This is a genomic window from Microcoleus sp. PH2017_12_PCY_D_A (assembly GCF_020738565.1).
Lineage (GTDB): Bacteria > Cyanobacteriota > Cyanobacteriia > Cyanobacteriales > Microcoleaceae > Microcoleus.
This window is the reverse complement of record NZ_JAEQCI010000071.1, coordinates 1-22,737: the sequence shown is the minus strand read 5'-3', so window position 1 is coordinate 22,737 and position 22,737 is coordinate 1. Positions and strand designations below refer to the sequence as shown.

Below are 22,737 nucleotides of genomic sequence, written 5' to 3'. Positions count from 1 at the left end.
ATTAGTCATCAGTCATCAGTCATCAGTCATCAGTCGGTAAAAAGTCACCTATAGCCTTTCTCAGAAAGATTCGCAGACGTAGTTGGGAAGAGAGCCCTCTGAGTTTATTGGTTCTACAAGCAGTCAGTCATACCTCATCTTTCTGAAAACCGCTATATCTACTGTCAACTGTCCACTCTCAACTGTCCACTGTCAAAAGATGCCAGAGAGAAGAAGGCTCGCTTCGGCTGCGCGGGCTGACAAGTCGCTCAGGATAGAAATAAGGAAGAAAAATAAGGATTTACTTATCGTCGCGAGATAGAAAAAAGAAAGAGGTTCACAAATTCTTTAAGGGTTGCTATTGAGAGCCTTTCAGTTTTGTCTTTATAGTGCTGTCGGGAGATCGCACGGGTTTTCTGTAACCCCTGCAATCTCCCGACAGCACTCACATAAAAAAATGCTTTTTATAAAAATGAGATGCTCCCTTGCTAATTAAGCTATAGCCGTTCTCAAGCGTGGTGAGGTATGCCCGCGGAGACTTATGCCCTATGCCCTATGCCCTATGCCGGATAGTACCTCATCTTTCTGACAAATGCTATATGTCCTACAGAACCTTCACTTTTCAACAATTAAAAGATCGGTTTGGATTGGAGATGTCACTCAGTCCGATTTTGAGTGCCAAAATTATTCCTTTAGAACCATCCCAATGGCTTTGGAGAGCTCTCGAAATTAGTTCTAACACTGCTGTGACAACAGCAAAAGAACGTTCCGAACGGATTATTTCTCCTATTTTGTTAGAATTTAGAGAAAAAAATCACAGACAATTTTCTATTTTTTCCGGTTGGGCATTTGATGTAGATGTTTCTCAGGGATTGCATGGAGAATGCGACTTTCTATTCTCTGGGGCACCGTTAAATTTTGAAATTAAAGTTCCGTTTTTTGCACTTAGAGAAACAAAAAGCGGAGAAATAGAATCTTGTCTGCCACAGTGTGCTGCACAAATGGTGGCGGCTCAGCTATTTAACGAACGCCAAAAAAAATCAATCCCTGCCGTATTTGGCTGTGTAACTTCGGGGGTTGTCTGGCGGTTTCTTAAATTAAAAGGAAATAATTTAATTATTGATGATGATGTTTATTATCTGGATAATCTTCCTACGATTTTAGGGGTTTTGCAAAAAATTGTTAATTTATACAAATAATCTAACGAGTCTCATAAAATAGGTTTGTAGTGAGGACTTAAGTCCTTCAGGTTTGTAGTGAGGACTTAAGTCCTTCAGGTTTGTAGTGAGGACTTCAGTCCTTCTATCTTTTTGAGCAATGAAGTCGGAACGATCGCACTAAATTAATTATTGAATGGAAAATAAAATAAGATGAATGTACCAACGATCGCACTAACTCCCGAACAAGCAGCGCTAACTCCCATTTATCGCGAAAAGTGGCGGCAAATTGGACTGTCGATCGCACCAGTCGATCGCCCGATCGCGACAGCCGCCATCAACACCGCCTACAACATCATCGGCTTGGGCGAACCGGAAATTATTTTCTGCGACAGCCCTTACACAGCTTTGGAAGCTCTTGAACGGCTAAGGATACGCGATTCTGGTTTGGAAACTGGTAGCGAAATTCGAGACAAAATTCATAATGAATTGTACGATACATTAAGAAGTCAACTCGATCGCAAACTGGAAAATCAGATTTACAGCCAACTCTATAACCCGCTGTACGCTCAACTGATCAGTCAATTCCAAATTCATGTTAAAGACGAAGTTTATGCCTTGTTAGCAAAGAAGTTGGGCGCGAGATTTCACCAATTTTTTGTCAATATAACCTATAATAATAATTGGATATTATCTGAACTTTCGGCCTGTCACGGAAGTTGGGTAGATTTTTGTATTGAGGTGTTAGGATTAAAGTGCGATCGCTCTTTGTACTCAGCCTTTAAAGCTTTAGTCGAAAACTGCGGCTGGATTTACCCGTTTGAGAAAAAGTGCTTTGTGTGCGATCGCCCGCGAAAAATTCATTTTGACAGCGAATATTTGCTCCACGCTTTATGTCAGCCCGCCATCGAATTTGCTGACAACTTCAGGGTATACTCTTATCGCGGCGTGCTGTTACCCGAAAGCATCGGTCAAGTTGCGCCGGAGTATTGGGAGGCTGCGTGGCTGCTAAGAGAAAAGAATGCGGAAGTGCGGCGAGTGTTGATAGGGGCGATCGGCTATCAGAAAATTTGTCAAGAATTGCAAGCAATAGAATTGGATACTTGGCAAGAATATACTTTGTTGAAAATAGATAATGATGTTGACATAGAGCCGATATATTTGTTGAAGATGACCTGTCCGAGTACGGGACACATTCACGCTTTGCGAGTGCCGCCAAAAGTGCTAACGGCTAAAGAAGCAATTAGCTGGGTAAATTGGGGAATAGCGCCCGAAGAATTTCAAGTGCAAACGTGATATCGCGTGCGATCGATTAACCAGCCGTTCGTAGTGCGGTCCGCAAAAGCGGACTTCAGTCCGCAGCAATTTGCGGACTGAAGTCCGCACTACAAACCGTTCGTAGTGCGGACTTTAGTCCGCAGCAATTTGCGGACTGAAGTCCGCACTACAAACCTTACAGTTCGTAGTGCGGACTTTAGTCCGCAGCAATTTGCGGACTGAAGTCCGCACTACAAACCTTACTGCAAACCTTTTTTATGATGGTAATCTACGGCACACGATCGGACAGGAAATTTGAGAGTTTTGAGTGGGAGTTTGCAGTTTAAAGAAATTCATCCCCGCCTTAATCAGCATTCTGCACAACTCCAGAAAAATTAAAAAATAATGTAGATTTACAGCCTGGGCTTGGTACTATGTACTCTGGCAGATAAAACCAACAACTTCAAATCGACATGAGCCAGCATTCAGACCGCATTGCCCCTCACGGCGGCATCCTGGTCAACCGCATTGCTACACTAGACCAAAGACAGGAATTTTTCGACAAAGCAGAGTCCCTGCCGCGAGTCCAGCTTTCGGATCGATCGATCTCCGACCTGCAAATGATCGCCATAGGCGCCCTGAGTCCCCTCAAAGGGTTCATGGGCCAAGCTGATTATCGATCGGTAGTCAAAGAAATGCGCCTCTCCAACGGCCTCCCGTGGTCGATTCCCATCACCCTAAGTGTCAGCGAAGCAGTCGCCGACACCCTCACCGAAGGCGGCTTAGTCCGCCTCGACTCCCCGGCTGGCGAATTTGCCGGTATCTTGGAACTCGCAGAAAAATACCGCTACAGCAAAGAAGAAGAAGCCCTCAACGTCTACCGTACCGACGACCTCAAACACCCGGGCGTCCAAGTAGTAGACCAATCCGGGCCAATCAACCTCGCAGGCGAAGTTTGGCTGCTGGAACGCGAACTAGATGCGCGGTTTCCGCAATACCAAATTGACCCGGCAAAATCGAGAATACTGTTCAAAGAAAAAGGATGGAAAACCATAGTTGGTTTCCAAACCCGAAACCCCATCCACCGGGCCCACGAATACATCCAAAAATGCGCCTTAGAAACAGTAGACGGATTATTTTTGCACCCGCTAGTCGGGACAACTAAAGATGATGACATCCCTGCTGACGTGCGGATGCGCTGCTACGAAATTCTGCTAGATAAATACTATCCAAAAGATCGCGTAATTTTGGCAATTAATCCGGCGGCGATGCGCTACGCCGGCCCCAGAGAAGCAATTTTTCACGCTTTAATTCGCAAAAACTACGGCTGCACTCACTTTATTGTCGGGCGCGATCACGCTGGAGTTGGCGATTATTACGGCACCTTCGACGCCCAACACATTTTTGACGAATTTGAGCCATCGGAATTGGGAATTGTGCCGATGAAATTCGAGCACGCTTTCTATTGCAAGGTGACGGAACAAATGGGTACAACTAAAACAAGTCCCAGCACTCCGGAACAGCGGGTGCATTTGTCGGGAACCAAAGTGCGCGAGATGTTGCGCGCTGGAAAATTGCCGCCGCCGCAGTTTTCTCGACCCGAAGTCGCTGCCGAATTAGCGAAGGCTATGAATATTTTTAGTTACGAGATTTAAGTCTTTAACTTTGGTATTGGTGGCATTGTGAATAGTTTTGAGTTTTGAGTTTTGAGTTTTAAATTATAAAATTTAAGCTTGAAACTCAAAAATTAAAACTTAAAAAAAATCTTAATAATTAACAGTCAGCATCTACTGGATTCCAAGGTTTTGGGATTTGCGACGCATCCTACTAATGTTGTATAAGTTTTGAGAATTGGTATAAGTCACAATCTAATGAAATCCCCTAAAATTATTTAGGGTGATTTAACTGAAATATCCAAACATAAAATCCAAAGCTATTTAAAAATGGGACTTAAGCGGCGGGAATTTTTGCAGCAAGCTGGCCGGGTGCTGGCCGCCCTCGGAATCAGCGAGGCTGGATGGTTGCGGTTGGGATCGCGCTACTCGGAAGCTTTAGCCCAGCCAACAGCGCGTAAATTGGCTTTGTTGGTGGGGGTTGACCAATATCCAGACTCGCCCCTGCACGGCTGTGTGACGGATGTGGAATTGCAGCGGGAATTGCTGATATATCGGTTTGGGTTTGCGCCGTCGGATATTCTGACTTTGACTGATGCTCGCGCTACCAGGGAAAATATTGAGACGGCTTTTGTGAGTCATTTGAGCGAACAAGCAAAACCGGGTGATGTGGTGGTTTTTCACTTTAGCGGCTGCGGTAGCCGAGTTAGCTCGATCGACTCTCCGGCAAAAATGCAAAATAGTTTAGTACCCGCCGATGACGTGGTACCGCTGTTAGAAAATCGATCGGTCAACGATATTTTAGAGGAAACGCTGTTGCAGTTGGTTCGATCGCTCGCGACGGAAAATGCGATCGCCATCCTCGACACTAGCTACAGCTATCCGGGTTTCCTCAAAAACGGCAACTTTCGCATCCGTTCCCGTCCGCGCCCCACCATCGGGCAGCCAAGCCTCGCAGAATTGACGTTTGCCAAAGGTCTCCAGTCAGGCAAAAACAACAGTAGGGCGATCGCCCTGCTGAGTGCAGCCGCCAATTCTCAAATCGCCGGGGAACAACAGTGGAACGGATTTACTGCGGGTTTGTTTACCTACGCCCTCACCCAAACTCTGTGGTTGGCGACTCCGGCTAGCAGCTTCAGCCTGAGTTTCAGCCGCGCGGCGGGCACAGTCGAGCAAAGGGCGGGATTATCGCAGCAACCGCAAATTCGCCGTGACAATTTAACAACCGCGCCGGCGCTGAATTTTGCCACAAGTTTAATGTTGAATTCCGCTGCTGCTGACGGGGCTGTGACGGGGGTGGAAGATGGCGGCAAAACTGTGCAGTTGTGGCTGGGCGGTTTGTCGGCGGGGGTTTTGGAGTGCTGCGAAGGCTCGGTGTTTGCGGTGGATGCAAAAGAGAGCGATTCCCTAGAGGATAGCAGCTATACTTCACGACTGTTGCTGCGATCGCGCAGCGGTTTGTCTGCGAAAGCTCAAATTTTAGATAAGCTCGATCGTACAGAAGGGCAATTAACCGCCGGCGATTTGGTGAGGGAAGAAATTCGGGTATTGCCGCGAAACATCGGTTTGACAGTAGCTTTAGACTCTGGTTTGGAACGAATCGAGCGGGTGGATGCTACCAGTGCTTTCGCGACAGTGCCGCAAATTTCAGCCGTAGCGAGCGAGCAACCGGCGGATTTTCGGTTCGGGAGAGTGCCCGAAACCATTGTCGCTCAGACTCCTGCGGCTTACGAACCTGCTTTGTATCAAGGCCGCTACGGTTTGTTTTCTGTCGGCCAAATGCCGGTTCCCGACACTCAGGGCGACGGGGGAGAAGCGGTTAAAGTGGCGGTGCAGCGGTTGATTCCGCAGTTGAAAGCATTGCAGGCGGCGAAGTTGCTGCGGCTGACTGTCAATGAGACATCTTCGCGGCTGAAGGTGCGGGCGGTTTTGGCAACTCTGGCGCCGCAAGCGCGGGTGATGGTGCAGCGGGAGTCGGTGCGGGCGAGTGGTGATTACCGGTTGCAACCCCTGAGCGGGGAAACCGAGAAATCGAGCAATTTGGGTATACTAAGTTTGCCGATCGGCAGCCGAATTCAATATAGGTTGTATAACGAGAGCGGTCGCCCGGTTTATGCTGCGGTGTTTTCCTCGGACAGCGCGGGACGGCTGTCAGTGCTGGGTACTGAGGAGGGGATGTCGCGGGCGATCGCCCCTGGAGACAATGTGAGCGTGCCGGCGGCCGGGGCTTTGGGCTTGGCGGTGTCTGGGGCTTTGGGTTTGGCGGAAACTTTAATTATAGTTAGTGAGGGCAAGTTCGATCGCGCTATGGCAGCAATGGAAATGCAGCAGACAAGGGATACTTTACCGTTGGTGTTGTTGAATCCTTTAAATGTGGCGCGGGCTGTGTTGGAAGATTTGCACGCGGCTAGCATTCCGGGCGTGCAGAAGCTGGGAATATCGACGGATGATTTGGCTTTGGATGTGAATGTTTGGGCGACTTTGAGTTTTGTTTATCGGGTGGTTTAATTTTGGGAATGGGTAATTGGGGATGGGTAATTGGGAATGGGTAATTGGGAATGTTTGCTGCAACTATCCGAGTATGAAATCGAGATTGACTTCCCAATCAGGAAATGCTAGAGGCGAAACTTGTTGACCGCGCCAAAACTTTTGGATTAAACTGTAACCGTTGGGTGTTGGCTGGCGGTATACTTCTAAGCATTGTGCTTCTAAATCTACTAGCCAAACTTCTGCAATTTGCGATCGCGCGTAAATGGGAACTTTCACATCTCGATCGTAATCCACCGTACTATCAGATACTTCTATCAACAGCAAAACTTCTGATGGTGTAGGATGTGCCGTTGAATAGTAGTCAGCACGGGGTTGTAAGAATACTACATCAGGTTGAGGTTCAGTGCGATCGGTCAACTGAACAGGATTTTGGATAGCAATAATCGCTGTTGTTTCGGGAAATTGGGCCGAGAGTCGGTTGAGGCGGTTGACACATCCGGCGTGGCGAGTTCCAATGGCTGCCATTTGTACAAGTTCTCCTTCGATCAATTCTACGCGATCGCCCTGGGGAAAAATACCAGCTTTACCCATTAAATGATATTCTTCTACGGTGAGCAATCTTTTGATTAATTGCACTGCCATAACTACCGTCCCTCTAATTATATTTATTAAATTGTAGTCGATCGAAGGAAGAAGGAAGAAGGAAGAAGGAAGAAGGAAGAAGGAAGAAGGAAGAAGGAAGAAGGAAGAAGGAAGAAGGCGCTTCTGGTTTAATATCAAATCCACTCTTCATCGTCCTGTATTAATCTCTTTATTCTCTCTCTCTGTGTCCTCTGCGCCCTAGTAAGGTTAAATCATTCCGATGAAACCGGAAACGATATATAGCGGTTCTCAAAAAAGTAAGGTACGTTGTTGGGCTTCAGCCCTCTGAGAGTAGTGATTATATACTAAGCGAGGTGGCATCAAAAACTCCATTTACATTCATCATCTTTCTGATAAATGCTATAACTGGTTCCTTCTAGTAACGAGTACAAAGAAGACGGGCGGTAAAAACCGCCGTGTCATCTAATAACAAATTAAGATATAGCCTTTCTCAAAAAGATGAGGTATAATTGACAGCTTACATAACCGCTTAAACTAAGAGGGCCCAAGCCCAACAACGTACCTCATCTGTCTGACAACTGCTATTGATAAACTTTTTCCACCAGTTGAGCCAAACGTTTCATCGCAGTTTCAATCTCATCATCTGTCGCAGTCAAACTAATACGCAAACACTCGTGTTTGTGCTGCCAATCTTCCCGCAAACCTGGGAAGAAAGAACTTCCCGGCACGACTATTACGCCGACTTTCTTCAATTCTTGATACATTTCCCAATCTGTCATTGGCAAATCTTTGAGCCACAACCAGGCAAAGATTGCTCCTTCGCCGCGGTGCAAGAACCAGGGCAAATCCTTCGGCATTGCGTGTTCTAATGTGCTTTCAACTACTGCAAATTTGCTTTGATAGTAGGGGCGAATTACGTTGAGGGAAATGTCGGCTAGGGCGCCGGATTTAATGGCCCTAGTTGCGATCGCCTGTCCGTATCTCGGCGAGTGAATGCACATATTGGTCTGAAAAGATTCTAATGTTTTAATGATTCCTTCATCGCCGATCGCAATTCCAATTCTTTCACCCGGTAATCCGGCTTTGGACAAACTCATGCAGTGGACGATATTGCCCCCGAAAATCGGAGTCATTTCGGTAAAGTTCAAGGCGGGGAAGGGAGGCCCGTAGGCGGAATCGACTAACACCGGCACGTCGAAAGCGGCTGCTAAATCTGCTATTTTCTGCACTTCGTCGTTGGTGAGGACGTTTCCCGTGGGGTTGCAGGGACGGGAAAAGATGACGCAACCGCTGGTTTCATCAATGGAAAGTTGGCTGAAATCCGGGCGATATTTGAATCGGTGGGCGGCTGTATCGATATCTAGGGTGGGTTTGCAGGCGATGACTGCTTCGGGAATTAGGCTCACGCCGCCGTAACCGGTGTAGTCTGGGCTGAGGGGAAGGACGATCGACTTTAGGTTGCGGATTTGGGATTTGGGATCGGAAGTGTGGGCGACTGGTGCGGTGTAGCCTCCGAAAGCGTTGGCTGCGTAAAAGTAGATTGATTGGCTTCCGGGAGTAATTAGGATGTTGCGATCGGTCAAATTGAGGTTGTAACGTTGGTTAAAATCGGCCAATACTGCATCGATAAAGGGCTGATAACCTTGGCTGGAACCGTAGCGACAAACGACTTCGCCGTATTCCGGGCTCGATAAAAGTTCCGCAGTGCAATCGCGCCACAATTGCTCGACTTCCGGCAAAATGACGGGGTTTCCGGCGCTTAAGTTGATAAATTCCTGCCCGTTGCCGGCTCTGAGTGTTTCTATAATATCTTTCATAATTGCCCGAACTCCTGTGAGTTGGGACATTTGAGTGCCAAATTGTGTGAGGGCAGGGTTCATGATGCGGCGAGGATGATAGAGGTTGACGGTTGATCTATGATAGCTTTTGTGCGATCGGTGTCAGGATAGGATTGATGCTGTTGGTTCGATCGGGCGATCGAACTAGATTTTTGCTTTAAAATGCGGGAATCAGTAGGTGTAAAAATTGGGGTGTTGAATTTTGAGGCTGTAATACAGACGCTGCAAGGGTTTGATGCCAACAGGTCAAAAAAACGATTCCCGCGATCCCTATAACCCATGCCAGATAAGAGTTTGAAGGCTATATGAAAAATAGGGTATTGACAGGCCGAAGGCTGAAATGGTACTTTCGGATCAGAGTCCCGCAAATGAACCTTGAAAACCAAATACAGCAACAGTTTGAAATGCCGGCGGCGGGAAAACCCATAAACCCCTACTAGGGATTGAAACGAGCGACTGCAAAGCCTCTGCCTTTTGCTTTGGCTGCTAAGCGGGAAAACCCATAAACCCCTACTAGGGATTGAAACCGATTGCCAAAAACTGCCCTTCCCACTCAGGAACGGGGCGGGAAAACCCATAAACCCCTACTAGGGATTGAAACAAAAGCTCAAAAATTTGAGCTAAAGAGCGGGGACAGGCGGGAAAACCCATAAACCCCTACTAGGGATTGAAACAAATTCCTTTCTGCCTGCCAGCCGGAAAATTTAGCTTTGTCGGGCGGGAAAACCCATAAACCCCTACTAGGGATTGAAACCTTTAACGCAATTTGCTAGCGGGCTAATAAATGCTTAGCGGGAAAACCCATAAACCCCTACTAGGGATTGAAACAAAGATCCTGCGAGCTACTGCTGGCTGAATTGTGCCGCGGGAAAACCCATAAACCCCTACTAGGGATTGAAACTGCAGTATTTCTCGTGAAAAATGCGGGGGTTTTCCTCGCTCTCAGCGCGGGAAAACCCATAAACCCCTACTAGGGATTGAAACCCAGAAATTTTGGTTTTGGGGGTGATTGAGATAATTCCCTGTAGCGGGAAAACCCATAAACCCCTACTAGGGATTGAAACCAGGGAATTATTAAGGAAGTTTGTGCTAGCGGTGGCGCCGATCGCAAGCGGGAAAACCCATAAACCCCTACTAGGGATTGAAACTGCTCGAATACCGCTAAATAGTCCAACAAATCCGCGGGAAAACCCATAAACCCCTACTAGGGATTGAAACGGAAAGTTAAGTTGCTGCGAGTTTCCTGGTTGAAGCGGGAAAACCCATAAACCCCTACTAGGGATTGAAACGGCTTGAATCCCCTGACTTGGCCCTTCGAGTACAGCGGGAAAACCCATAAACCCCTACTAGGGATTGAAACGCCGGAGCCGGAGCCGGAGCCGTCCCCGGAGCCGGAGCCGGGCGGGAAAACCCATAAACCCCTACTAGGGATTGAAACAAAAAATTTACAAGGCCATCAGTGAACTGCGACCTCACGCGGGAAAACCCATAAACCCCTACTAGGGATTGAAACCTTGACTCTCTCTAGCAAAGGCATTTATTGTTGGGCGGGAAAACCCATAAACCCCTACTAGGGATTGAAACTTTGAGCTTAATTGCTCAATTGAACTATTGACGGCAGAGCGGGAAAACCCATAAACCCCTACTAGGGATTGAAACAGTATTGGCAGCCTTGGCAGCATTGGCGCGGTCAATGCGGGAAAACCCATAAACCCCTACTAGGGATTGAAACGGAATACGATGAATCAGTACCGGATACATTGAAATCTAGCGGGAAAACCCATAAACCCCTACTAGGGATTGAAACGGGTTTGACTTATGGTTCGGCAACTGCAATTCGACGCGGGAAAACCCATAAACCCCTACTAGGGATTGAAACTTACAATCTCAACGGAACCATCCGTAGAACCATCATCGCGGGAAAACCCATAAACCCCTACTAGGGATTGAAACTAGCTGCTAATTCATGCCTCCATTGCATGAGATGTTGCGCGGGAAAACCCATAAACCCCTACTAGGGATTGAAACAAGTTCGCGCAGCTCAAGCAGAAATTAATTCGCTTGGCGGGAAAACCCATAAACCCCTACTAGGGATTGAAACAAGGTTAAATTAAGCGTGCGTTTTTTCTCACCATGCGGGAAAACCCATAAACCCCTACTAGGGATTGAAACATTTAGCTGACGACCTTCCTGCGCCTCGTCGCGGGAAAACCCATAAACCCCTACTAGGGATTGAAACTATTCGCGAGATGCCAGCACCGAGTGCCGAGCGGGAAAACCCATAAACCCCTACTAGGGATTGAAACTTGACACTATTGGAGGACAAACCTACCCGGCAGGCGGGAAAACCCATAAACCCCTACTAGGGATTGAAACCTCGACGATATCTCCACATTTCCAGCCTTTTGGGCGGGAAAACCCATAAACCCCTACTAGGGATTGAAACCAATCGTAAGCAAGCCTAACTCTTTGAACTTGGCGCGGGAAAACCCATAAACCCCTACTAGGGATTGAAACTCATTTGTTAGCTACCAAAATCACTATTGCCGGAACCATTACCGCGGGAAAACCCATAAACCCCTACTAGGGATTGAAACGTAAAATGGCGGCTTTCCGACAAAATAGTCAGAATCTCGCGCGGGAAAACCCATAAACCCCTACTAGGGATTGAAACAAATCGTTATTCGTTAAAACTAATTGTTGGCAATTGGCGGGAAAACCCATAAACCCCTACTAGGGATTGAAACAGTAAGCGCAGAGATGAAAACTTAGTTTTTCATCGCGGGAAAACCCATAAACCCCTACTAGGGATTGAAACAAGCGGCACCTTCTCCTGAAGTGCAATCGGTGGTCACGCGGGAAAACCCATAAACCCCTACTAGGGATTGAAACGGACTTGATGGAATTAAATCCATTCTTCATGTTCTTGGGCGGGAAAACCCATAAACCCCTACTAGGGATTGAAACCAATTATCTATCCTTCAGAAATTAAATCTAGTCCTCGGCGGGAAAACCCATAAACCCCTACTAGGGATTGAAACAAGTTGAAATTTACAATGTATGCAAACGCTCGGCGCGGGAAAACCCATAAACCCCTACTAGGGATTGAAACATTTATTTGAACAACGACACCAAGCAGATATGGTACTTAGCGGGAAAACCCATAAACCCCTACTAGGGATTGAAACTCGTAGCGCTTGTCTTCCTTGTCGCGATCGAGCAAGTGGCGGGAAAACCCATAAACCCCTACTAGGGATTGAAACGAACCAATCTTTAGCGACTTGAGCATTAGGTCTGAAGCGGGAAAACCCATAAACCCCTACTAGGGATTGAAACGTAGAAAATTATTGCTTTGGTCGCCGTCTCCCTCGCGGGAAAACCCATAAACCCCTACTAGGGATTGAAACCCCAAGAAGGTAGTGCCCTGAAGGAAAGGATCGGAGTGCGGGAAAACCCATAAACCCCTACTAGGGATTGAAACAGATCGTGAAGTGCTGATAAACGCGATCCGCCGCCAGGCGGGAAAACCCATAAACCCCTACTAGGGATTGAAACTTTCACATATACAGCTATCCCAAGCTCGATAGCTGGCGGGAAAACCCATAAACCCCTACTAGGGATTGAAACCTAAAGACCCCGCGCCCGGTGTCTAGTTTTATCGACCGCGCGGGAAAACCCATAAACCCCTACTAGGGATTGAAACACCTCACTAAATCGGACTTGACCGCCCACAATGCGGCCGAGGCGGGAAAACCCATAAACCCCTACTAGGGATTGAAACGAAATTCAAGGCTTACAGAGACGTTCCATCAGCGCCGCAAGCGGGAAAACCCATAAACCCCTACTAGGGATTGAAACAAGCTTGCTACCAGTTTGAGGGCGATTTTTTTTGGCGGGAAAACCCATAAACCCCTACTAGGGATTGAAACTTTAAGTCCTTCGGGACAGAATTTAGCAGTTCTTGCGGGAAAACCCATAAACCCCTACTAGGGATTGAAACATCGGAAATAATGCCTGTAGCTAGTTCGCACAGCGCCTGCGGGCGGGAAAACCCATAAACCCCTACTAGGGATTGAAACATTGCTTGGCCAAGCAATTAGGTGGTTCGACTCCACGGCGGGAAAACCCATAAACCCCTACTAGGGATTGAAACCCAATCGTAGCCCGCTATCGCAGAGTCATGCTCTAAGCGGGAAAACCCATAAACCCCTACTAGGGATTGAAACGAACTGTGACAATTGTTGTCCCTTTAAAAGGGGGCGGGAAAACCCATAAACCCCTACTAGGGATTGAAACATTGAACACCGAGAACCGTATAACTTATCACCTATCGCGGGAAAACCCATAAACCCCTACTAGGGATTGAAACTAAAATTATTAACAAAATCATCACCAGTAGAAAACTGCGGGAAAACCCATAAACCCCTACTAGGGATTGAAACGACCCAAAACCTCAGGGGAAGGCAAGCCCAAATCGCGGGAAAACCCATAAACCCCTACTAGGGATTGAAACCAAGGCTTCAGCCGCCGATTCACCTTTGGATACAACCGCGGGAAAACCCATAAACCCCTACTAGGGATTGAAACAGTTCCCGATCGCCCAAGTGCTTGAAGGCAAAAGCGGGAAAACCCATAAACCCCTACTAGGGATTGAAACCAAGTAGACCAGGCGTTAAAGGGAGATCAAAAAAGGCGGGAAAACCCATAAACCCCTACTAGGGATTGAAACTGCAGAGACCGACAAGGAAGCGAAAAAATAAGACTTGGCGGGAAAACCCATAAACCCCTACTAGGGATTGAAACAAAGTAAATATTGCTCGCATCAGCGCTAAGGGTGGCGGGAAAACCCATAAACCCCTACTAGGGATTGAAACGCTTCCCAGTGGCCTCGAACCACATCGCTCGTTGCGGGAAAACCCATAAACCCCTACTAGGGATTGAAACGTATTGTATTCATCAGAGCCGAGAGATAACTCCCGGCGGGAAAACCCATAAACCCCTACTAGGGATTGAAACTTCCCCCAATTCGGCACACCCATCCAGAATCCACTGCGGGAAAACCCATAAACCCCTACTAGGGATTGAAACACAGGAGAGCTTGCGGATTCAAACTGACCAACAATGCGGGAAAACCCATAAACCCCTACTAGGGATTGAAACGTCGCGTTGATGCCATCAATGCGAACGTGCAAGCGCGGGAAAACCCATAAACCCCTACTAGGGATTGAAACCTCATGAGACTTACCTGACGCGGGTATTTCTCGCGGGAAAACCCATAAACCCCTACTAGGGATTGAAACTCGAGAAAGTGTATACGACGCGGGCGTCAAACCCGGCGGGAAAACCCATAAACCCCTACTAGGGATTGAAACGAGGAATTTTGACTAACCTCAAAGAAGATAAAAGCGCGGGAAAACCCATAAACCCCTACTAGGGATTGAAACCCTGCTTCTTGGCTGCTTCTTCAATCTGCTCAAGCGGGAAAACCCATAAACCCCTACTAGGGATTGAAACGGAGTATCTAAACCAATTCCCTTTAACCACTCAGGTGCGGGAAAACCCATAAACCCCTACTAGGGATTGAAACGCTGTTGCGCCTGTTGCTGTACGGCAAGTGCAGGCGGGAAAACCCATAAACCCCTACTAGGGATTGAAACCAGCCTTTGGCTTTCTCTCAGTTACTAGGCGCGCTGCGGGAAAACCCATAAACCCCTACTAGGGATTGAAACATCGAAAAATCGAGCTTCCTGCAAGACCACAACAAGCGGGAAAACCCATAAAGCGGGAAAACCCATAAACCCCTACTAGGGATTGAAACCTAAATGCAATCGCCCGCAGCGGTAATTTACGGGTAGGCGGGAAAACCCATAAACCCCTACTAGGGATTGAAACTTGCGGAGGTGGCGGTAAGCAATTGCCTCTTCTTCAGCGGGAAAACCCATAAACCCCTACTAGGGATTGAAACCTAAATTTAAGTGGCGGTCGGTTAGCTGGTTGATTTTTTGCGCGGGAAAACCCATAAACCCCTACTAGGGATTGAAACACTATGTTGTGGCAGTGTACAGTTTCACTGCCTGGCGGGAAAACCCATAAACCCCTACTAGGGATTGAAACGAGTTAATGAAATATATGGAGATATTAACTACCAATGCGGGAAAACCCATAAACCCCTACTAGGGATTGAAACGCAACATTCCCGGGGCGACATTAATTCCAGTTGCGAGCGGGAAAACCCATAAACCCCTACTAGGGATTGAAACAGTAGAACATACTGCCAAAACATTAATAAATTTCCCCGGCGGGAAAACCCATAAACCCCTACTAGGGATTGAAACTTATTTTTTCCTTGCGCTAGGACGATCGGCAAAAGTAGCGGGAAAACCCATAAACCCCTACTAGGGATTGAAACTTGCTTGATGCACTGGCAGGCTAAACCTTTTGGATTGAGGCGGGAAAACCCATAAACCCCTACTAGGGATTGAAACGAGGAGCGTATCAAATATTCGCATTTTTCTGATGGTTTAGGCGGGAAAACCCATAAACCCCTACTAGGGATTGAAACGCCGCTCTTGCTGCTTTCTGGCTTGCCAAAAGTTTATTGTGCGGGAAAACCCATAAACCCCTACTAGGGATTGAAACACAGGCTGGTAGCAGCGCCGCTGCGAAAATATCGGCAGGGCCGCAAGCGGGAAAACCCATAAACCCCTACTAGGGATTGAAACAAAACTACTTCACAACTGCTTCGCGCAAGCGCGCCCCTGCGGGAAAACCCATAAACCCCTACTAGGGATTGAAACGGATCTGCTTGGCTTAGTGCTGGTTGGGCTCCTGCTCGCGGGAAAACCCATAAACCCCTACTAGGGATTGAAACTTGATTGCGGCGTTGCCGGAGGGGTTGGCGACACCGATCAAAAGCGGGAAAACCCATAAACCCCTACTAGGGATTGAAACCGGCGCATCTTTAACGTTTACCCTTCCGGTACTGCGCGGGAAAACCCATAAACCCCTACTAGGGATTGAAACTAAAGTGAAAAATCGGGAGTGATAGCGGAACGCGGGAAAACCCATAAACCCCTACTAGGGATTGAAACAACAACTTGCTTTGGAATATTGTTCACTGTAGGGCGGGAAAACCCATAAACCCCTACTAGGGATTGAAACAGCAGGATGCGATCGACCGAGTTGCTGGAGACGCAGCGCGGGAAAACCCATAAACCCCTACTAGGGATTGAAACTTGCTAGCGATGGCGGAGCCAGAAACAGTCGCCGCGGGAAAACCCATAAACCCCTACTAGGGATTGAAACCCATTTCTGGGACACTTTTCCTTGCGTAAAAGATGGGATGCGCGGGAAAACCCATAAACCCCTACTAGGGATTGAAACCTTGTAGATGGAGAGTCGCAGCCAACCAGCATCGCGGGAAAACCCATAAACCCCTACTAGGGATTGAAACATGTTTGTTGCCTGTGTTTTGTGTTACCTCGGTGATGAGCCGCAATCAAGCGGGAAAACCCATAAACCCCTACTAGGGATTGAAACGCCCGGTTGCACCGGGTAGCAAGTAGGAGTCTCGCGGGAAAACCCATAAACCCCTACTAGGGATTGAAACTCAGTGTCTCGCGCAATTCCAGCGGGAATATCTCGCGGGAAAACCCATAAACCCCTACTAGGGATTGAAACCACGAGATGTGCCCGGGCTGCGATCGCGCAACTCGAGCGGGAAAACCCATAAACCCCTACTAGGGATTGAAACAGCGATCGCCTCCTGACTCCCACCATAGAATCGAAGCGGGAAAACCCATAAACCCCTACTAGGGATTGAAACAGCAAAAAACTGGAACAATAACCAATGAAAATTTCACGCGGGAAAACCCATAAACCCCTACTAGGGATTGAAACTTTCTATAATCCCACGTTTTCCTTCCGCAAATTCAGGCGGGAAAACCCATAAACCCCTACTAGGGATTGAAACGGTGGCACAAAACATTTGACCACCACCGCCAACCCTTCAGGCGGGAAAACCCATAAACCCCTACTAGGGATTGAAACGAGGGTGAAGGTTATTACCGCTTATATCCTTCTCGCGGGAAAACCCATAAACCCCTACTAGGGATTGAAACGGGGAGATAATTGTTACCCCTAAAAGTAATGCCTTGCGGGAAAACCCATAAACCCCTACTAGGGATTGAAACTATCTATTAGATCATCGGCTTGTATCGGCCAGACGGCGGGAAAACCCATAAACCCCTACTAGGGATTGAAACCTGCAAGAGCGCTATAACTTGAGCAGCAAGCAATCTGGGCGGGAAAACCCATAAACCCCTACTAGGGATTGAAACCTGGTAGCTACTGCAAAATCTATGGGTTCTTGCGGGAAAACCCATAAACCCCTACTAGGGATTGAAACTCTCACAACGGCTCATCTTATTTTGCCGTTGCGACCTCAACTAAGCGGGAAAACCCATAAACCCCTACTAGGGATTGAAACCCGTAACCATCTCCCGGCTCAAGAATTCGGACAGCAGGCGGGAAAACCCATAAACCCCTACTAGGGATTGAAACCCAGTATCGGGAAATGGCAGATGGATTTAATTCTAGAGCGGGAAAACCCATAAACCCCTACTAGGGATTGAAACCAACTGCGACCTCTTGAATTTGGGCGATATCTGGCGGGAAAACCCATAAACCCCTACTAGGGATTGAAACTTTCGGCATTTTGTTTTAACCCGTAATCGATTGGCGGGAAAACCCATAAACCCCTACTAGGGATTGAAACAAATTGATAATAAGCTTGGGGTTGATATCAGCATCGCGGGAAAACCCATAAACCCCTACTAGGGATTGAAACGTCGAATCGCTCAATTGCGGGGAATCTTCGGATGAGGGCGGGAAAACCCATAAACCCCTACTAGGGATTGAAACTCAAATTCTTTGCGAATAGATTCAATCAACTTGGCGGGAAAACCCATAAACCCCTACTAGGGATTGAAACTCGTTTCTTGAGAGCAAGCTGCTAAAAATACCGCGGGAAAACCCATAAACCCCTACTAGGGATTGAAACCTTAATAGCCTAGGTTTCACCAGCAATCAAGCGCTTGCGCGGGAAAACCCATAAACCCCTACTAGGGATTGAAACACTTTGTACAATCTATGGGAGGGGCAATGGTCTACTGCGGGAAAACCCATTTTCCCGACGTAGGGCTTGAAACAACCGTAAAACGTAAGCCCCCGCGAGAAAACCCCAAAATCCCGATCGCGAATCCAAACCAGATTAAAATAATCGAGTCAAGTTGACATTAACTCTTAATTCCCATGCGTATTTGGCAAGTCGATTTCTACCGCCGCCCTCTCCGAGACGACACCGGCAAACCATTGTGGGAACTCCTCATCTGCGACTCCGCACAAACATTTCAATTTAGCGCCCTTTGTCGCCAGTCGGAAGCCAACTCCCATTGGCTAGCCGCCCAATTCCAGCAAGCACAAACCCAGAAACTGCCCGACACAATCCAAGTATTTAGACCTCAATCTCTCAGCTTAATCGAAGCAGCGGGCAAAGTTTTGGGCGTCAAAGTAGAAGCAACTCGGCGCACCGCAGCCCTCAAAACCCTGCTGCAACAACGCGATCGAGAATATTCCAGTTTGCCTGATTATACTAATGAAGCTTATCGGCCGATCGACCTTGAGACACCGCCACCCATCCCCCTACCCGAAAATCTCTGGGGCGATAGCTGGCGTTTTGCCTCCCTACCGGCGGGCGACATCCTAGAAGCCTTCCAAGGGCGTCCCATCCCCATCTTAGAAATGCCCGAATTGCTATTACCCCTGAACTTAGGTTTAGCCTCAACAGTACCCGTACCCGGAGTAGTAATAGACGGCGGGCGACAGTCAATGCGCCTAGCTAGATGGCTTCAGGAAGCCAAACCCTTCGCCTTGAACTATATCGCCGGAGCTCCCGACGGATTGATATTGGAAGCTGGATTAGCCGACAGATGGGTTGTCGCAACTTTTGAAGATAGCGAAGTAAAAGCCGCCGCCGAAACTTACCAACAGCGCAAACAATCGAGTAAAGGATTGCATTTCCTCTTAGTCCAGCCCGATGATACTGGCATGACTTATACAGGATTTTGGCTGCTAAATTTTAATTAATAATAAATAGTAATCGTAAATCTGTAAGGTACGTTGTTGGGCTTCAGCCCTCTTTAGACATATAGATAAAGAGCGCTGAAGCGCAACAACGTACCTTTTTCTATTGACATTGACACTCTCAGGTCTAAAGACGCTGAGATTCTTAAGAAATTTCGTTCTTAATATCCTGATTGCTCAGGTTCCCAAACTCACCACGTTTGCCTGTCCGGCGTGGTGATATCTTTTGGGCGTTTAGGTGTTGAACACCAAGTTTCGCGGAGTCCCCGCGTACCATTTTCAAAGCTCGATCTCTAATCGTTTTTGCAGCACCAATATCGGCGTGTTCGTGATATCCACATTCTACACAGATGAATTTTTCACCATCTCTATTTGATTGGTCGATATGACCGCAATTCCTGCATTCTTGACTAGAATGTTTGGGATTAACCTTGATTACGATTTTTCCTTGCTTTGCAGCTAGATACTCAATCTTTAATCCCAAATCCCCCCAACTTGCGTCGAAGATAGCGCGATTCAATCCCTTTTTTCTGGATTGCCCGTTCTTCAGAAACCTTCCAGTTTTCTCATCACTTTTTACCTTGCATCGACGCATCATCCCAGAGATATTTAAATCTTCTATGGCAATTACATCGACGTTGCGAGATACTATTAAATTCGCAGCCTTCCATTGATATGCTTGACGCTTATCGCTAATTTTTTGATGGAACTTTCCAACTTGAATGGCTGCTTTTTTGCGGTTTTTACTCCCCTTCGTTTTCCGGCTAACCCGTCTTTGCCTGATTTTTAGAGTCCGCTTAGCCTTTTTATTTGTTGAAAGCTTGGGATTTTTAATTTGGTATCCATCAGAAAGATGAACCAGTTTAGTGATTCCCAAATCGCAACCTATTACTTTGGGGCTATCACCAACAGCGGTAGCACTGTATTCGGGTACGGATTTATCCTCTATTCTAATAGAAACATACCAGCCATTCTGGCGTTTTCTAACCGCGCAAGCCTTGATGGTAAACCCATCTGGGATTGAGCGAGAGTTGTAAAACCGCATCCAACCCAGTTTTGGTAGGTAAATTTTATTACCCTTGATTTTTATTCCCATTACGAAAGTAAAGGATGTGAAATTGCTGCGGTTTTTGAATTTCGGGAATCCCCTGCCCTCAAAGAAGTTTTTGTAGGCAATGTCTAAGCGTTTGACATTCTGTTGTAAAACTGTTGAGTCAATTCCACTATACCAAGGTCTAGCCATTTTTAACTCAGGTAATGCTGTAATCTGAATGTCACCAGCACTTCGACGCGGATTTCTAGCTTTGCCCTCTTTGTTAAGCTTAGAGTCTTTCCAAGGGTTTCCAGTCGCGCCACTTTTACTTACGAAACAGGTCAATGGTGAAGCTTCGCCTTTCGTTCTAATGTCACAGTAATCGCCTTGGATAAACTGCTGGCTGTACTGACAGATTCTGTCACCCAAGCACCAATTATACTGACTTCGCAGCATATCTATCCAAGCAGACATTTTCGATGATTGTGTTCGATTGGGGCGCAACTTATAAACATAGTTTGTCAACAATCTTTCTCACCTCCTTAGCTTACATCTTAACGTATTTCTCCGCTTTTGAATGTTGCGAATTAAGAAAGATTCAAGGCGGTTGAAACCGCCCGTGCCGCTTGCATCTCAGGTCTAAAGACTCAGAGTTTTCCGCTTGCCGAATGTTTTTTATAAACAAACCAAACATTTATTGTGTAGCAATCGTCAAAAATCGTATTAAATGCGGTACAGCTTACAAGCATGAAAAAAATTTGCTAAGCACCAAATTTTGTGGTGCCGAGCAAAACAGAGGTTGTTTCCTCAAATCTTGTCGGTGCGTCGCTACGAGATTTTGAATCTTTTTTAGGGATTATTCATAGCGACACACCCTACAAACACTTTTGGCTGCTAAATTTTAACTCGCAATAGTTAATGCCCAATCCAGGACATCCGCCGCCAGTAAAACTTTAACAAAACGATCGCCCGATCTCGCTGCGGACAAATGAAACTCTCGGAGATTATCTTATTTTTATATTTCAAAATTCGATCGCCAAAATCAGATTACCGCCCGAACTAAGTTCCAGCGGATACAGACTGAAGTACCCTTTTTAAGAGTCTATCTATTCCACAACCAGAATCAATCCATCTTGGATGCCCTGATGCACTCGGTTAATCTGACACCGATCCTTTTCGTTGAGGCGGTTTGCCGAAAGCATTGCAGACTTCAGCAGCCGCCTGTCGAGAGGCGTAATTTGGCGGAAAGCAAAGATTCGTTGGACGATCGCCTCGATCGCGATTGCGGGTACATTAGCAGAACTGACTGTCATTTTTTTAACACCCTGAAAATTGATAACAGAACCCTGTACATTTATTTTTAAAGATTTTGTAAAGATACATTGTGATTAATATCATACTTATCTTGTGACAATACAGTGTATCAACGATAACAATTGTTACAAAAATTAAATTATCTTTACCGCAACTTAACGATGGCCCGATAGAATCACTGTTAGAAAACTGAGGCAGAGAGTAAAATGGCACAGGCAAAAATCGGCATTATCGGCGGCAGCGGTTTGTATAAAATGGAGGCCCTCAAGGATGTGGAAGAGGTAAAAATCGATACACCTTTTGGCGCGCCATCTGATGCAGCCATCGTAGGAACATTGGAGGGTACGCCCGTTGCATTTATGGCCAGACACGGCCGCAATCACAGTTTTTTGCCCTCGGAAGTCCCCTATCGGGCAAATATCTACGCGATGAAGAGTCTGGGAGTTGAGTATTTAATCTCAGCCTCGGCGGTTGGTTCCCTGAAAACAGAGGCCAAACCTTTAGATATGGTAGTGCCAGATCAGTTTATCGATCGCACAAAAAATCGAGCTTCTACATTTTTCGGAGAAGGAATAGTCGGTCACATCACCTTCGGCGATCCGATTTGCGGCGAATTGGCTAAAGTGTTGGTAAGCGCGATCGAATCCTTGAACCTCGCCGACGTTTCCCTGCACCGCGGCGGCACCTACGTCTGCATGGAAGGCCCCGCATTTTCCACAAAAGCAGAATCAAATCTTTACCGCAGTTGGGATGCCACAGTCATCGGGATGACAAATTTACCCGAAGCAAAATTAGCCAGAGAAGCAGAGATTGCCTACGCAACTTTAGCATTAGTCACCGATTACGACTGCTGGCATGAAGAACACGACAGCGTAACAGTAGAAATGGTAATCGCCAACTTGCACCGCAATGCCGAAAATGCCCAAAAAGTAATTCAAGAAACAGTGCGGAGATTAACAGAAAATCCCCCCGTTTCTGAGGCACATTCCGCTTTGAAATATGCGATTCTGACTCCGCTAGACAAAGTACCTCCCGCAACTAAGGAGAAAATGGGTTTGCTGTTGCAGAAATATTTGTAGGTTCCTAAAAGTTCTACAAAACCTGGTTTCTCGCTACTTACAAAGTCTGGGTACACGCTAATCTCAGAAACCGGGTTTCTTCCCTTATTTTTCGTACTTCACTGAAAATATTCGTAGAAACCCGGTTTCTCGTCGCTACTTACAAAGTCTGGGTGTACGCTAATCTCAGAAACCGGGTTTCTTCCCTTATTTTTCGTACTTCACTGAAAATATTCGTAGAAACCCGGTTTC

Annotated in this window: 11 protein-coding genes and 1 CRISPR repeat array; of the genes, 6 read left to right on the top strand and 5 right to left on the bottom strand. The window is 46.9% G+C overall.

The features are described from left to right. Window positions 1–650: 650 nt before the first annotated feature. The 4 genes from JGK39_RS20765 (at window position 651) to JGK39_RS20750 (ending at window position 6,514) form a co-directional block, all read left to right on the top strand. On the top strand, window positions 651–1,178 hold the full coding sequence (locus JGK39_RS20765) for a hypothetical protein (RefSeq protein WP_293256285.1): 528 nt from the start codon (window positions 651–653) through the stop codon (window positions 1,176–1,178). A 171-nt stretch (window positions 1,179–1,349) separates the two neighbouring features. Further along, window positions 1,350–2,432 (top strand): DUF6745 domain-containing protein, encoded by a 1,083-nt coding sequence (locus JGK39_RS20760; protein WP_293256282.1) that lies wholly within the window; start codon window positions 1,350–1,352, stop codon window positions 2,430–2,432. 434 nt (window positions 2,433–2,866) lie between these two features. Then, the gene (gene sat / locus JGK39_RS20755; RefSeq protein ID WP_293256279.1) at window positions 2,867–4,048 is read left to right on the top strand and encodes a sulfate adenylyltransferase; all 1,182 of its coding nucleotides are present in this window, start codon (window positions 2,867–2,869) and stop codon (window positions 4,046–4,048) included. A gap of 288 nt (window positions 4,049–4,336) precedes the next feature. After that, window positions 4,337–6,514, top strand: a complete 2,178-nt coding sequence (locus JGK39_RS20750) for a caspase family protein (RefSeq protein WP_293256276.1) — start codon at window positions 4,337–4,339, stop codon at window positions 6,512–6,514. Between the two features lie 63 nt (window positions 6,515–6,577). Here the strand turns inward: JGK39_RS20750 and JGK39_RS20745 are convergent, their stop codons facing one another. The 3 genes from JGK39_RS20745 to JGK39_RS20735 form a co-directional block, all read right to left on the bottom strand. Next, entirely contained in the window at window positions 6,578–7,138 is a 561-nt protein-coding gene (locus JGK39_RS20745; protein WP_293256273.1) for a Uma2 family endonuclease, read from the bottom strand. Window positions 7,139–7,680: 542 nt separating this feature from the next. Next, window positions 7,681–8,979: a valine--pyruvate transaminase gene (locus tag JGK39_RS20740; protein WP_293256270.1), complete on the bottom strand. Its 1,299-nt coding sequence runs from the start codon at window positions 8,977–8,979 to the stop codon at window positions 7,681–7,683. Beyond that, entirely contained in the window at window positions 8,976–9,179 is a 204-nt protein-coding gene (locus tag JGK39_RS20735) for a hypothetical protein (RefSeq protein ID WP_293302795.1), read from the bottom strand. The genes JGK39_RS20740 and JGK39_RS20735 overlap by 4 nt, the downstream gene beginning before the upstream one ends. A gap of 171 nt (window positions 9,180–9,350) precedes the next feature. Further along, a CRISPR array of direct repeats spans window positions 9,351–18,146; the repeat unit is 37 nt; unit sequence GCGGGAAAACCCATAAACCCCTACTAGGGATTGAAAC. A 103-nt stretch (window positions 18,147–18,249) separates the two neighbouring features. Between JGK39_RS20735 and JGK39_RS20730 the strand changes: the two genes are divergently transcribed. Beyond that, window positions 18,250–19,083: a Tab2/Atab2 family RNA-binding protein gene (locus tag JGK39_RS20730; RefSeq protein WP_293256267.1), complete on the top strand. Its 834-nt coding sequence runs from the start codon at window positions 18,250–18,252 to the stop codon at window positions 19,081–19,083. A gap of 142 nt (window positions 19,084–19,225) precedes the next feature. Here the strand turns inward: JGK39_RS20730 and JGK39_RS20725 are convergent, their stop codons facing one another. Together JGK39_RS20725 and JGK39_RS20720 are read right to left on the bottom strand one after the other, a co-directional pair. Further along, entirely contained in the window at window positions 19,226–20,638 is a 1,413-nt protein-coding gene (locus JGK39_RS20725; protein ID WP_293256264.1) for a transposase, read from the bottom strand. A gap of 581 nt (window positions 20,639–21,219) precedes the next feature. After that, window positions 21,220–21,426, bottom strand: a complete 207-nt coding sequence (locus JGK39_RS20720) for a hypothetical protein (RefSeq protein ID WP_293256261.1) — start codon at window positions 21,424–21,426, stop codon at window positions 21,220–21,222. A 207-nt stretch (window positions 21,427–21,633) separates the two neighbouring features. On the opposite strand from JGK39_RS20720, the gene JGK39_RS20715 reads away from it, so the two are divergent. After that, window positions 21,634–22,506, top strand: a complete 873-nt coding sequence (locus JGK39_RS20715) for an S-methyl-5'-thioadenosine phosphorylase (protein ID WP_293256258.1) — start codon at window positions 21,634–21,636, stop codon at window positions 22,504–22,506. Window positions 22,507–22,737 lie beyond the last annotated feature (231 nt).